The following is a 12,980-nucleotide window of genomic DNA, read 5'->3' as shown; positions in this document are numbered from 1 at the left end:
GAATGCGCTCTAATTAGTTGAATTGTTTAAGGAAGCGAAGATCGTTTTCAAANAACAATCGCAGATCGTCGACGCCGTAGCGCAGCATCGCGAGGCGCTCGACGCCCAGACCGAACGCGAAGCCGACGAAACGCTCGGTATCGATGTCGACATGCCTGAACACATTCGGATGCACCATGCCGCAGCCCAGCACTTCCAACCAGCCGGTGTGCGAGCACACGCGGCAGCCTTCGCCACCGCACATCACGCAGCCGATGTCCATTTCGGCCGACGGCTCGGTGAACGGGAAGAACGAGGGACGGAAGCGTACCGGCAGGTCGTCGCGCTCGAAGAAGTTGCGCATGAAGTCGGCGAGCACGCCCTTGAGGTCGGCGAACGACACCGACTCGTCGACCCACAGGCCTTCGACTTGGTGGAACATGGGNGTGTGCGTGACATCGGAATCGCAGCGGTAAACGCGGCCTGGCGCGATGATGCGCAGCGGCGGCTGGTGCGTCTGCATGTAGCGCACCTGCACCGGCGAGGTGTGGGTGCGCAGCAGCTCGCCGCTCTGCAGGTAGAAGGTGTCGTGCATCGCGCGTGCCGGGTGGTCTTCCGGGATGTTGAGCGCGGTGAAGTTGTAGAAATCGGTCTCGATCTCGGGTCCGGTCGCCACCTCGAAGCCGATCGAGCGGAACAGTGCCTGGATGCGTGCCAGCGTGCGCGACACCGGATGCAAACCGCCTCGCGCCAGCCCCCGTCCCGCCAGCGTCACGTCCAGCGTTTCGGCCGCCAGCTGGCGGTCCAGTTCGGCTTGCTGCAAGGCTTCACGACGGTCCTTGAGCGCCGCTTCCACCGCCTGCTTGGCTTCATTGATGCGTGCGCCGGCGGTCTTGCGCTCCTCGGCGGGCATCGCACCCAGGCTTTTCAGCAGCTCGGTCAGCTGGCCGCTCTTGCCCAGATAGGTCGCCTTCACCTGTTCCAGATTCGACAGATCAGGNGAAGCGTGAATCGCGTTAAGAGCGTCGGCAACGATTTCGTTGGGATTGCGCATGGCGGTTATCTGGAAAATCTCAAACTTGTCCACGAAGGACATGCAATTCACGAATAAAAACAATCAGATATTCGCAACTCTTCGTGCTCTTCATGGATAAACATTTTGCTTTAGGACAGCACCAACAAAAAAGGCCTTGCGGCCTTTTCTTGTTGTTTCGATGCCGCTTACGCAGCGAGCTTGGCCTTGACCTGATCGACGATCTTGGCAAAGGCATCCTTGTCGAAGATCGCGATGTCGGACAACACCTTGCGGTCAATGCCGATCTCGGCACGGGACAGGCCGTTCATGAACACGCTGTAGGTCAGGCCGTGCTGACGCGACGCGGCGTTGATACGGGCAATCCACAGTGCGCGGAACTGGCGCTTGCGCTGACGACGGTCGCGGTACTGATACTGACCGGCCTTCATCACCGCTTCGTTGGCGACGCGGAATACGTTCTTGCGACGACCGCGATAGCCTTTGGCGGCATCGAGGATNTTNTTGTGGCTGGCGCGGGCGGTTACGCCCCGTTTGACGCGTGGCATGCTTTCTCTCCTTTATGCGTAGGGCAACATGCGGGCAACCGACTTGTGGTTGCTGGCATTGACCGTTTCCATGCCGCGCAACTGGCGCTTACGCTTGGTGCTCTTCTTGGTGAGAATGTGACGCATGAATGCATGCGAGCGCTTGAATCCGCCGCCGCCCAGCGCGCGGAACCGCTTGGCGGCGCCGCTCTTGCTTTTCATCTTAGGCATGTTGCTTCCTTTTATTTCATGCGGTCAGGTGATCCCGCGGCGCGGAATGCTTCACCTACCCGACTGCACGTATTGTTGGCGTTTTTGACCCAAGAGGCCTGAGAAACGCCAGTCTCATATTCACTTGTACTCAAGTGAATGCAATCAAAATATTCCTTAACCCTTCTTCTTGGGCGCCAGCATCATCACCAGCTGGCGACCCTCCATCTTCGGGAACTGCTCGACCACCGCGAGTTCGGCCAAGTCGTTCGACACACGTCGCAACTGCGCCATGCCGATTTCCTGGTGGGCCATTTCGCGGCCCCGAAAACGCAATGTAATCTTTGTCTTATCGCCTTCTTCAAGAAACTTGATGAGGTTGCGAAGCTTGATCTGGTAATCGCCTTCGTCCGTACCCGGACGAAATTTGATTTCCTTGATCTGGACCTGCTTCTGCTTCAGCTTGGCTTCGTGCTGCTTCTTGCTTTCCTGGTACTTGAACTTGCCGTAGTCCATGATCTTGCACACGGGCGGCTGGGCCGTCGGCGCAATTTCCACCAGATCAAGATCGGCATCCTCTGCCTGACGCAGCGCATCGTAGATCTTCACGATTCCGAGCTGCTCGCCTTCCACACCGACCAACCGCACCTCCGGGGCTGTAATTTCACCATTGATGCGTGTCTGCTTCTTTTCTGTCGCGATGAGCCGTTCTCCAAATAAAAACCTGACGCCAGGCGCCGAGGCAAAAAGGTCAAACCAATTAAAGAAGGCGTGGGGCTGTTCCCGATCACGGAGGTCCCGACGCCTTGTTTGACCGCTGTTACTGGCGCGCCAGCGTTTCCGCTTTCAGGCGCGCAATCAAGTCATTCAAACCGAGCTGCCCCAGATCCTGGTTGCCACGGGCACGGACGGCGACCACTCCGGTCTCCATTTCCTTGTCGCCGACGACCACCTGGTAAGGCAGCTTCTGCAAGCTATGTTCCCGAATTTTATAGGTAATCTTGTTATTACTCAAGTCCGACACCGCGCGGATGCCCGCCTCGCGCAGCGCCTGCACGACTTTTTGGGCATATTCGGCCTGGCGCTCGCTGATATTGAGGACCATGACCTGCACCGGCGCCAGCCACAGCGGGAAGTTGCCGGCGTGGTGCTCGATCAGGATGCCGATGAAGCGCTCCATCGAGCCGAGGATGGCGCGATGCAGCATCACCGGCGGCTTGCGGCTGTTGTCCTCGTCGACGAACTCGGCGCCGAGGCGCACCGGCAGGTTGAAGTCGAGCTGGATGGTGCCGCACTGCCACAGGCGGCCGAGCGTGTCCTTCAGCGTGAACTCGATCTTGGGCCCGTAGAACGCGCCCTCGCCCGGCTGCAGGTCATAGGCCAGCTTGTTCTTGTCGAGCGCCGCCGCCAGTGCGGCTTCAGCCTTGTCCCAGCTCTCGTCCGAGCCGACGCGCTTGTCCGGCCGGGTCGACAGCTTGACCAGCACGTCGTTGAAGCCGAAATCGGCGTAGACCTTCTGTAGCATGACGATGAAGTCCGCTACTTCCGCCTCGATCTGATCTTCAGTACAGAAGATATGCGCGTCGTCCTGGGTGAAGCCGCGCACGCGCATGATGCCGTGCAGCGCGCCCGACGGCTCGTTCCTGTGACACGAGCCGAATTCGGCGAGGCGCAGCGGCAGGTCGCGGTAGGAATGCAGGCCGCTGTTGAAGATCTGCACGTGGCCCGGACAATTCATCGGCTTGACCGCGTAATCGCGGTTCTCCGACGCGGTGGTGAACATGTTGTCGCGGTAGTTGTCCCAGTGGCCGGATTTCTCCCACAGGCTGCGGTCCATCACCGCCGGGGTGCGAACTTCCTGGTAGCCGTATTCGACGAACTTCTGCCGCATGTACTGCTCGATCTGCTGCCACACGATCCAGCCCTTGGGATGCCAGAACACCATGCCCGGCGCCTCGTCCTGTATGTGCAGCAGGTCGAGCTGCTTGGCCAACCGACGGTGGTCGCGCTTCTCGGCCTCTTCCAGGCGGTGCAGATAGGCCTCGAGGTCTTCCTTCTTCGCCCACGCGGTGCCGTAGATGCGCTGCAGCATCGCGTTCTTCGAATCGCCGCGCCAGTAGGCGCCGGCCAGCTTCATCAGCTTGAACGCGCGCGGCAGCTTGCCGGTGGACGGCAAGTGCGGGCCGCGGCAGACGTCGAACCAGTCGCCCTGGCGGTAAATGGAAAGCTCCTCGCCGGGCGGGATCACATCCTCGATGATCTGCACCTTGTAGGTCTCGCCGAGTTCGGCAAATGCCTTCTTCGCGGCCTCGCGCTCCCACACCTCGCGCTGGATCGGCAGATCGCGCTTGACGATCTCGTCCATGCGCTTTTCGATCGCCACCAGATCCTCCGGCGTGAAAGGCTGCTCGCGCGCAAAGTCATAGTAGAAGCCATCCTCGATCGACGGGCCGATCGTCACCTGAGTGCCCGGGTAGAGCTCCTGCACCGCCTGCGCCATGATGTGCGCCGCGTCGTGGCGGATCAGGTCGAGCGCCTCCGCGTCCTTGGCGGTGACGATGGCGAGCTGCGCGTCCGCGTCGATCAGGTGGCTGGTATCGACCAGCTTGCCATTGACCTTGCCGGCGAGCGCGGCCTTGGCGAGCCCGGCGCCGATGCTGGAGGCGACCTGCGCGACCGTGACCGGCCCNTCGAACGGGCGGACCGAACCATCGGGAAGCGTGACGTTGACCATTTCAGACTCCAGAAACGAAAAAGCGCGGACCGGCCGCGCTTTTGGATACTACAGTTTGAAGATTGCAGTTTCCTGCGAACAGCTATGCGCCGGTTTGTTATCCAGTGACAGCCTGACTAGTTCGCGGTGACATTTCGCAACCTCCGTGGGCAGTTCAGCCCTCTTGAAACCGGGTCATCCCGACCCCTTAGATATTGGTAGGCGCGATTGGACTCGAACCAACGACCCCCACCATGTCAAGGTGGTGCTCTAACCAGCTGAGCTACGCGCCTAATGCGGGGCGCATCATAACCGAAAGGCCAAGCCGCTGTCGAGTCGGGGCGGCTTTTTTATGTTGGCCCTGGCGGGAACGGTACATCTGTTCACGTAGTTGCCTTTAACACTGCGTTCACACTTGCTTCTTATGATGGGCACACATTCGTAACAAACCCGACTGGAAGTTCGCAATGCGTACCGCCCAACCCTATGTCCCGATTTCTTCATCGCGCGGCTTCACCCTCCTTGAGCTCCTGGTAGTGCTGGTGATCCTGGGTTTGCTGGCCGGCTATGTGGCGCCGAAGTATTTCGCCCAGATCGGCAAGTCGGAAGTGAAAACCGCCAAGGCGCAGATCGTCGCCCTGGAAAGCGCTCGACCAGTATCGGATCGATACCGGCCATTATCCCAACACCGAGCAGGGACTGGCTGCGCTGAATGCTGCCGGCGGACGAGCCGCACTGGGAGGGCCCCTATCTGAAAAAGGCGGTGCCCAACGATCCCTGGGGCAAGCCGTATCAATACAAGATGCCCGGCGAACACAGTGAGGTGGACATCTTCTCCTTCGGCCGCGACGGCACGTCGGGCGGCAGCGGCGAAGACGCCGACATCGGAAACTGGTAAAGCCGCCTCATGCGTTATCGCATAAAAGCCTTGCATCCCGGCATGGGAGTGACGGCCACGACGGTGGAGGCGCTCGACGAGGCCGAGGCCGCCGCACGGCTGCAGCGCGAGGGTGCGCAGGTATTGTCCATCGTGGCCGAGCGCGGCCGATGGCTGGCGGGGCGCAGCGCACGCTTCCCGCTGCTGCTGTTCACGCAGGAACTGATCGCGCTGCTGGAGGCGGGGTTGACCTTGACCGAAGCCCTGGAAACCCTGGGTGAGAAAGAGAGCCGGGCCGAGTCGCGCCAACTGATCGAACGCCTGCTCGCCACCATGCGCGAGGGCCGTCCGTTTTCGGCGGCGCTGGCCATGCAGGGCGAGGCGTTTCCGCCGTTGTATGCCGCCACGGTGCGTGCGGCGGAAAGCACTGGCGACCTCTCGCCGGCGCTGGCCCGCTATGTCGGCTACCAGAACCAGATCGACGCGGTGAAGAAGAAAGTCCTGTCGGCCTCGATCTATCCCCTGCTGCTGATCGGTGTCGGCACGCTGGTGATCGGGTTTCTGCTCGGCTATGTGGTGCCGCGTTTCGCCTCGGTCTATGCTGACGCCGGACGCGACCTGCCGTGGATGTCGAAGATGCTGCTGGCCTGGGGCGAAGCGGTCGAGGCGCACGGCGTCTGGATATTGCTGGGGGCGGCGACCGGGATTGCCGGTTTCGTGCTGGCACTGGCGCAGCCCGCCACGCGCGCCACCCTCACCCGTCTGGCCTGGCGCATTCCGGCGATCGGCGAACATCTGCGCACCTTCGAGCTGGCGCGCTTCTACCGCAGCCTCGGCATGCTGCTGACCGGCGGCATCCCGGTCGTGTCGGCGCTCGGCATGGTGTCGGGCCTGCTCTCCGCGCATCTGCGCAGCGGCGCGGCGGCGGCAATGGATGCGATGCGGCGCGGCGAATCCATCTCTGCCGCGTTCGCGCAGGGCGAACTGACCACGCCGGTCGCCGCCCGGCTCCTGCGCGTCGGCGAGAAAAGCGGCCGCATGGGCGAGATGATGGAGCGCATCGCGATCTTCCACGACGAGGAGATGGCGCGCTGGGTGGACTGGTTCACCCGTCTGTTCGAACCCTTGCTGATGGTGTTCATCGGTCTGACGATCGGTCTGATCGTGGTGCTGCTCTACATGCCGATTTTCGATCTGGCGGGGTCGATCCAGTGAACGCGCCCCACCCCGCCCTCACGCCCGACACGCTGGCCAACCTGCGTCAGGCGGCGAACGCCGCCGGCCAGGCCGTGATGCTGCGCCTGCAGGAACAGTTCGGGCTCGATGTCGATACCACGCTGCACCTGCTGGCGGCCCACTGCCGTCTGCCCGCTTTCGACATGGCTGCGCTGAATGCGCTGGCGGTCGACTTCGGCAAGCTGGGCTTCAATGAAGCCGCCCGGCGGCATTGCCTGGTCGCACACGATGCCGAGGACCAACTCTGGCTGCTGCTGACCGATCCCTGGGACAGCGCGAGCCGCGCGTATGCCGGGCACGTCCTGGGCACACCGTTCAAGACCGGCCTCGCGCATCCCGCCGACCTGGCGGCGCTGCTGGCCCGCCACGAGGAAGGCCTGCGCGCGATGGAAGGCGTGGGCGGCAGCGGGCCGCAGGTGGCGCAGGATTCCGGCGCCGAGGCCTTGTCGTTCGCCAGCATCGCCGAGGACGCCAGCCCGGTCGTGCGGCTGGTGCGCTCGACGCTGTACGACGCGCTGAAAGCCGGCGCCTCCGACATCCACCTCGAAACCGACGCGCGCGGGCTGGCGGTGAAATACCGCATCGACGGCGTGCTCTCGCACATCGCCCACGCGCCGGGCACCGAAGTCGCCGAGCAAGCGATCTCCCGCATCAAGGTCATGGCCGAACTCGACATCGCCGAACGTCGGGTGCCGCAGGACGGACGCTTCAAGGTGTCGATGCAGGGCCGCGAGGTCGACGTGCGGGTGTCGATCATGCCGAGCGTGTTCGGCGAGGATGCCGTGCTGCGCATCCTCGACCGGCAGGCGCTGTCCGAGGAGCTGGCAGGCCTGACGCTGGAAGGCCTCGGCTACGCCGGGGCGACGCTGGCACGTATCCGCAAGCTCGCGGCCGAACCCTACGGCATGCTGCTGGTGACCGGACCAACCGGTTCTGGAAAAACCACCACGCTGTATGCGGCGATTTCCGAGATCAACCACGGCCGCGACAAGATCATCACCATCGAGGACCCGGTCGAATATCAGTTGCCGGGCGTATTGCAGATTCCGGTCAACGAGAAGAAGGGACTGACCTTCGCGCGCGGCCTGCGCTCGATCCTGCGCCACGACCCCGACAAGATCATGGTCGGCGAGATCCGCGATGCCGACACCGCGCAGATCGCGGTGCAGTCGGCGCTGACTGGACACCTGGTGTTCACCACCGTGCACGCCAACAACGTGTTCGACGTCATCGGCCGCTTCATCCACATGGGTGTCGATCCCTACAGTTTTGTCTCAGCGCTGAATGGAATAGTCGCGCAGCGCCTGCTGCGGGTGAACTGCCCGCATTGCGCGGCGCCCGTCACGCCCGCCGACGACCTGCTGGAACTGTCTGGCCTGACGCGGGACAAGACCCGCGACTACGAATTCCGCCAAGGCAGCGGCTGCGGCCATTGCCGCGGCAGCGGCTACAAGGGACGCCGTGCGGTCGCCGAGATCCTGCTGCTGACCGACGAGTTGCGCGAGCTCATCGTCACGCGCGCGCCGATCGGCCAGATCAAGGAAGCTGCCGTGCGCGGCGGCACGAAGAGCCTGCGCGACGCCGCGCTCGCGCTGGTGAAATCGGGCGACACCACGCTGGAGGAGATCAACCGTGTCACGCTGGTCGGCTGATTCCCTGCGCATTGCGCTCACCCCGGGCGAAGCGGCCTTGCTGCGCCCACGCGGCACGCCCGCCAGCCGCGCGCTTGCCTCGAACGAACGCAGCGCAGCCAGCCTGCTACCGCTGCTGGACGAGGCGCTCGCCGATCCGGACTGGCATGGCCGGCGGGTCGAGGTCGTGTTGTCGCAGCACTTCGTGCGCCACGTGCTGACGCCGCCGCCCGGCAAGGCGCTCTCGCGTGCCGAGGAACGCGCACTGGTGAGCGCCAGCCTGCGCGGCATCTACGGCGACGATGCCCTGCAATGGAACGTGCAGGTGCTCAGCCAACCGCCGCAGTATGGTCTGGTCGGTGCCGCCATGGACGCGTCGTTCATCCAGCAACTGGACGCCTTGCTGCGCGCCGCGGGTTTCGCGAGGTGACGATCCGTCCGCTCGCCAGCATCGCGGCACAACATCTGCCGGGGAAATTTGCAGGCTGGTGGGCGCTGGCCGAACCCGGCTGGCTGACGCTGTTCGGCAGTGCGAACGGCGTCTGGCATCATCTCGGCGGTCAGCCGGTCGGCGATGACTGGGTCGACGCCCTGCCCGACCTGATCGAACGGGAAGCCATATCGGCCACCCAAACCTTGCCGTCCGCAGTCTGGGTCCAGACCGTGGGCACCGGCCCGATCCCGCAACCGGCTGCCGACGCCGGACACTGGCAGATGCTGCCGCACGATCCCGACACCCGCGGCGCGCTAGCATTGGCAGGCATATAACGATGGCGCGGCTCGATTTCGACTTTCATTCGCGCCCCGTACGCCCCGGCACCCTGGGCGTCGCGCTCGCGCTGGCTGGCGTGGCTGCCATGGCCTGGGTCTGGATGAATCTGCAGACGGCGCACGCAACCGAGGCCGGTCTGGCGATGCGGATCGCCGCCCTCGAANAAAGTCAGGCGCGACCATCCGTGCACCCCGTCAAGCGCACGGACGACGCGGCCCAGCGCACCCGGTCGCAAGTCTCGGCACAGCTTGCCTATTCCTGGCAGCCGGCATTCGAGGCCCTGGCAGCCGCACGCAGCAGCAAGATCGCGCTGGTCTCGCTCGACGCGGTGCAATCCACTTCGCGTCTGAAACTCGTGGCCGAAGCGCGGCATCTGGCCGATGCGATCGCCTTCATCGACGCACTGCAACAACAGCCGGGAATCCGACGCGTCGAGTTGCTCCAGCACGAACTGCAGGCCGACGATGCGCAGAAACCGCTGCGCTTCAATATCCTGGTGGAGATGGGCGCATGAACGGCTGGCTATGGCACCTGCGGCAATGGGGACGCCGCCTGGGACCCGCCGGTCTGGCCGGCCTGGGTCTGCTGGCGATTGCCTTGCTGCTGCAGACGATCCAGGTCGCGTCGCTGCAGCAGACGGCCCGCACGCAGCAGGTCCGCCTGGCCGCGTTGCAACAGGCCGCCGCCCGCCGGGCTGCCGCGCCGCTGCCCTCCCGCCTGCCAATCCGTTGTCCCTGTTGCCGCCGACAGGCGAAGCGGCGCAACTGATCGGCGAACTGGAACGCCTGGCCCGCCTGCATGGGCTGGAACTGCCGCGCGGCCAATACAGCGTGTCGTCGCTGGCGGGTACCTCGCTGCAGCGCTGGCAGCTCGTCCTGCCGGTGAAGACGGCCTACCCCGACCTGCATGCCTTTCTCGCGACGGCGCTGGAACGCCTGCCCAACCTGACGCTGGACGAGGTGAAGCTGAAGCGCGAACGGATCGAATCCGCCGAGTTGCAGGCGGAACTGCGCATGAGCCTGTTCGTGGAGGCGGCGCCATGACCGACAAGACGCGGCGTTCTGTCCTGTTTGCCGCCCTGGCGGGAGTAGCCGCATGGTCCATCTGGCTGGCGATTAACGAACGATCGAATGACGACGCAGGCGATCTCGGCGTGGCCAAGCCGGCGGCGCACGCACCCCGCCCTGCCCGTGCAGTCCAGGTGTCGGCGCCTGCCGTCATCCGGGCAAAGCCGCAGGAGGCCGATCCACGGCTGGCCCTGTCACGCACCAATCTGTTTCCCGAACAGACCTGGTATGTCCCGCCTCCGCCACCACCTCCGCCACCTTATGTCCCGCCGCCTCCACCCCAAGCACCGGCCCTGCCTTTCAGCTACATGGGCCGCTGGCAGGAAGGCGGCCAGACCACGTACTACCTGGCGCGCGGCACCGCGCCGGTCAGCGTGCACGCGGGCCAGGTACTCGACGGCGTGTGGCGGCTCGAACCCGTGACCGGCGGCATGCTGAATTTCACTTACCTACCGCTGAACCAGACGCGCAGCCTGCGCACAGGAGATTGAGTTGCAACGCACCCATTATGTTTGCCTGTCCGCAGTATGCCTGGTGCTCGGCCTCGCCGGCTGCGCCAGCACGNGGCTGACCGAAGGCCGCAAGCTGATCGACGCTGGCCAGCCCGAAGCCGGCATTGCCCGGCTGCGCACAGGCATGGCCGAAGAGCCCGACAATCTCGAACTCAAGGCCTATTACCACACCCAGCGTGAGCGTATCGCCAGCCAGTTGCTCACCCAGGCCCAGGCGGATCTCGACGCCGGACGCTTCGATGCGGCCGAAGCCGCGCTGAACAAAGTGGTGGCAATCCACCCCGAGAACCCGCGTGCGCACACCCTGCTGGACAATCTCGCCGCGGCGCGCCAGAACCAGACGCGCCTGCAGGCGGCAAGCNGAGGCGTTTGCGGCAGGCCGCCTCGACGAAGCGGAACAGGCCGCGCGCCTGATCCTGGCAGAGTCTCCGGCCACGCCGGCGCGCAGGCGCTGCTACAACAGATCCAGGCCGCACGCACGCCGGACGAACTCAAGCTGCCGGAACTTGGGGCGGCCTATCGCAAGCCGATCACGCTGGAGTTCCGCGATGCGCCGCTGCGCAGCGTGTTCGACATGATCTCGCGGCAGTCAGGCCTCAATTTCATTTTCGACAAGGACGTGCGGACGGACGCCAAGGCCACGCTGTTTGCCCGTAACACGCCGATCGCCGACGCGGTGGACATGCTCCTGATGACCGGCCAGTTGGCCAAGAAAGTGGTCAATGCCAATACGCTGTTGATCTATCCCGACCAACCGCAAAAACAGAAGGCCTACCAGGACCTGATGGTGAAGAGCTTCTACCTGGGCAACGCCGACGCCAAGGCCACCATGGCCATGCTGCGCACGCTGGTCAAGACGCGGGACATGTATGTCGACGACCGGCTGAATCTGCTGGTGATGCGCGACACGCCCGACGCCATTCGGCTGGCCGAGAAGTTGGTTGCGGTGCAGGACCTGGCCGAGCCGGAAGTGATGCTCGACGCCGAGGTGCTGGAGATCAAGCGCGGACGGCTGCTTGACCTGGGCATCCAGTATCCCAACCAGTTTTCCCTGCTGAACACCATCACGACCGATACGGCCACCTCGTCGACCGTGGGTGCGCCGGTGGTCACCACCAACACCACGTTGTCGCCGCTGCCACTGACTGTCGACAAGCTGCGCCACCTTACCGGCGCCGACATCACGATGAACACTCCGCAGGCCAACCTGAACAAGGTGGACAGCGACGTCAACATCCTGGCCAACCCGCGCATCCGCGTGAAGAACCGCGAAAAAGCCAAGATCCACATCGGCGACAAGGTGCCGGTCATCACCTCCAATACCACGTCGACCGGCGTGGTGTCGGAATCGGTGTCCTACCTCGACGTGGGCCTGAAGCTCGACGTCGAACCGACGGTGCTGATGCGCCAGGACGTGCAGATCAAGGTGGGGCTCGAAGTGTCCAACATCGTGCGCGAAATCCGCAGCAACAACGGCACCCTCACCTACCAGATCGGCACCCGCAACGCCGGCACCACGCTGCGCCTGAAGGACGGCGAAACCCAGGTGCTGGCCGGACTGATCTCGGACGAGGATCGCAGCAGCGCCAGCAAGATCCCCGGGCTGGGCGACCTGCCATTGCTGGGACGGTTGTTTTCCAACCATCACAGCGAGCGTAACAAGACCGAGATCGTGCTGCTGATCACCNCCCGCATCCTGCGCAGCGATTCCACCCGCCAGCCGGCACTGACCGAATTCCGAGGCGGCACCGAAAGTGACATCGGCGGTGGCGGCGCGAACCTTNCGTTCCGGCCCGGTGTGGACCGGCTGCCGCCTGTCCCGACGCCCCAGCCTGCCGACATCCCTCAGGTTGAGCCGGCCGCCGAACCGGCGCCGCCGCCGGATGCCCCGTCCGCAATCCCCGTCCCGCAGATTCCGCCGCCCCCGGCGCCGGACAACTAGACATGGCGCGGCGCAGCAAGGGATTCAGCCTGATCGAGCTGATGGTCACCCTGGCCATCCTCGCGCTGCTCGCGAGCATGGCCGTGCCGTTCGCCCAGCTGGTGCAGCAGCGCCACAAGGAAACCGAACTGCGCGACGCGTTGCGGCAGATCCGCACGGCGCTCGATGCCTACAAGCAGAGCGTCAAGGAAGGCCGCGTCGATTCGCCGGCCGACGGCAGCGGCTATCCGCCCGATCTCGACGTGCTGTGGCAGGGCGTGGCCGACAAGACCAAGCCGGATGCCACGAAGATCTATTTCATCCGTCGCTTGCCGCGGGACCCGTTCTTCCCCGACGCAGCCGCTCCGCCGGCCACCACCTGGGGCCTGCGCAGCTACGCCAGCCCACCCGACACACCCGCGCCGGGGCGCGACGTGTTCGACGTGTATTCGCTCGCCNCGNCCACCGGCCTGAACGGCGTGCCATATCGGGAATGGTGAAA

General features: G+C 64.3%; 15 protein-coding genes, 1 tRNA gene and 1 pseudogene. 11 read left to right on the top strand and 6 right to left on the bottom strand.

Going from position 1 to position 12,980, the window contains the following annotated elements; translation table 11 throughout:
* Positions 1 to 13: 13 nt before the first annotated feature.
* The 6 genes from pheS to HZY77_RS01790 form a co-directional block, all read right to left on the bottom strand.
* Positions 14 to 1,033 carry a phenylalanine--tRNA ligase subunit alpha gene (gene pheS, locus HZY77_RS01815; RefSeq protein ID WP_296818158.1) on the bottom strand — a complete coding sequence of 340 codons (1,020 nt, stop codon included), beginning with the start codon at positions 1,031 to 1,033 and terminating at the stop codon, positions 14 to 16.
* A gap of 167 nt (positions 1,034 to 1,200) precedes the next feature.
* Positions 1,201 to 1,560, bottom strand: a complete 360-nt coding sequence (gene rplT, locus HZY77_RS01810; protein ID WP_296818156.1) for a 50S ribosomal protein L20 — start codon at positions 1,558 to 1,560, stop codon at positions 1,201 to 1,203.
* 12 nt (positions 1,561 to 1,572) lie between these two features.
* Positions 1,573 to 1,770, bottom strand: a complete 198-nt coding sequence (gene rpmI / locus HZY77_RS01805) for a 50S ribosomal protein L35 (protein ID WP_296631552.1) — start codon at positions 1,768 to 1,770, stop codon at positions 1,573 to 1,575.
* A gap of 156 nt (positions 1,771 to 1,926) precedes the next feature.
* The gene (gene infC, locus HZY77_RS01800; RefSeq protein WP_296820778.1) at positions 1,927 to 2,451 is read right to left on the bottom strand and encodes a translation initiation factor IF-3; all 525 of its coding nucleotides are present in this window, start codon (positions 2,449 to 2,451) and stop codon (positions 1,927 to 1,929) included.
* A 118-nt stretch (positions 2,452 to 2,569) separates the two neighbouring features.
* On the bottom strand, positions 2,570 to 4,483 hold the full coding sequence (gene thrS / locus HZY77_RS01795) for a threonine--tRNA ligase (RefSeq protein WP_296818153.1): 1,914 nt from the start codon (positions 4,481 to 4,483) through the stop codon (positions 2,570 to 2,572).
* A gap of 195 nt (positions 4,484 to 4,678) precedes the next feature.
* A tRNA-Val gene (locus HZY77_RS01790) sits at positions 4,679 to 4,755 on the bottom strand.
* Between the two features lie 174 nt (positions 4,756 to 4,929).
* On the opposite strand from HZY77_RS01790, the pseudogene gspG reads away from it, so the two are divergent.
* The 11 genes and pseudogenes from gspG to HZY77_RS01735 all read left to right on the top strand — a co-directional run bounded on the left by gspG (position 4,930) and on the right by HZY77_RS01735 (position 12,978).
* Positions 4,930 to 5,360: pseudogene (gspG, locus tag HZY77_RS01785) on the top strand (type II secretion system major pseudopilin GspG).
* Between the two features lie 9 nt (positions 5,361 to 5,369).
* Positions 5,370 to 6,554 (top strand): type II secretion system F family protein, encoded by a 1,185-nt coding sequence (locus HZY77_RS01780; protein ID WP_296818151.1) that lies wholly within the window; start codon positions 5,370 to 5,372, stop codon positions 6,552 to 6,554.
* Complete coding sequence (locus HZY77_RS01775; RefSeq protein WP_296818149.1) at positions 6,551 to 8,227, top strand: GspE/PulE family protein; 1,677 nt, start codon at positions 6,551 to 6,553, stop codon at positions 8,225 to 8,227. Before HZY77_RS01780 ends, HZY77_RS01775 begins: the two co-directional genes overlap by 4 nt.
* Positions 8,208 to 8,636 (top strand): hypothetical protein, encoded by a 429-nt coding sequence (locus HZY77_RS01770; RefSeq protein ID WP_296818147.1) that lies wholly within the window; start codon positions 8,208 to 8,210, stop codon positions 8,634 to 8,636. The genes HZY77_RS01775 and HZY77_RS01770 overlap by 20 nt, the downstream gene beginning before the upstream one ends.
* Complete coding sequence (locus tag HZY77_RS01765; RefSeq protein WP_296818145.1) at positions 8,633 to 8,974, top strand: hypothetical protein; 342 nt, start codon at positions 8,633 to 8,635, stop codon at positions 8,972 to 8,974. The genes HZY77_RS01770 and HZY77_RS01765 overlap by 4 nt, the downstream gene beginning before the upstream one ends.
* Positions 8,975 to 8,976: 2 nt before the next feature.
* The gene (locus HZY77_RS01760) at positions 8,977 to 9,492 is read left to right on the top strand and encodes a hypothetical protein (protein ID WP_296818143.1); all 516 of its coding nucleotides are present in this window, start codon (positions 8,977 to 8,979) and stop codon (positions 9,490 to 9,492) included.
* Positions 9,489 to 9,746 (top strand): hypothetical protein, encoded by a 258-nt coding sequence (locus HZY77_RS01755; RefSeq protein ID WP_296818141.1) that lies wholly within the window; start codon positions 9,489 to 9,491, stop codon positions 9,744 to 9,746. Before HZY77_RS01760 ends, HZY77_RS01755 begins: the two co-directional genes overlap by 4 nt.
* Entirely contained in the window at positions 9,716 to 10,021 is a 306-nt protein-coding gene (locus tag HZY77_RS01750) for a GspMb/PilO family protein (RefSeq protein WP_296818139.1), read from the top strand. The genes HZY77_RS01755 and HZY77_RS01750 overlap by 31 nt, the downstream gene beginning before the upstream one ends.
* Complete coding sequence (locus HZY77_RS01745; protein ID WP_296818137.1) at positions 10,018 to 10,536, top strand: hypothetical protein; 519 nt, start codon at positions 10,018 to 10,020, stop codon at positions 10,534 to 10,536. The genes HZY77_RS01750 and HZY77_RS01745 overlap by 4 nt, the downstream gene beginning before the upstream one ends.
* Before the next feature lies 1 nt (position 10,537).
* Entirely contained in the window at positions 10,538 to 12,499 is a 1,962-nt protein-coding gene (locus HZY77_RS01740; RefSeq protein WP_296818135.1) for a secretin N-terminal domain-containing protein, read from the top strand.
* Between the two features lie 2 nt (positions 12,500 to 12,501).
* Positions 12,502 to 12,978, top strand: a complete 477-nt coding sequence (locus tag HZY77_RS01735) for a type II secretion system protein (RefSeq protein WP_296818133.1) — start codon at positions 12,502 to 12,504, stop codon at positions 12,976 to 12,978.
* Positions 12,979 to 12,980: the final 2 nt, after the last annotated feature.

Origin of the sequence: Thiobacillus sp., from assembly GCF_013693775.1 — a bacterium.
In the GTDB taxonomy this organism is placed as follows: domain Bacteria; phylum Pseudomonadota; class Gammaproteobacteria; order Burkholderiales; family Thiobacillaceae; genus Thiobacillus.
Note: the sequence above shows the minus strand (reverse complement) of the source record. Positions and strands in the feature narration are given on the sequence as shown.

Coding starts and splice junctions, on each gene's coding strand:
- HZY77_RS01755 (WP_296818141.1), top strand. CDS start 9,489: ATGAACGGCTGGCTATGGCACCTGCGGCAATGGGGACGCCGCCTGGGA.
- HZY77_RS01745 (WP_296818137.1), top strand. CDS start 10,018: ATGACCGACAAGACGCGGCGTTCTGTCCTGTTTGCCGCCCTGGCGGGA.
- HZY77_RS01780 (WP_296818151.1), top strand. CDS start 5,370: ATGCGTTATCGCATAAAAGCCTTGCATCCCGGCATGGGAGTGACGGCC.
- rpmI (WP_296631552.1), bottom strand. CDS start 1,770: ATGCCTAAGATGAAAAGCAAGAGCGGCGCCGCCAAGCGGTTCCGCGCG.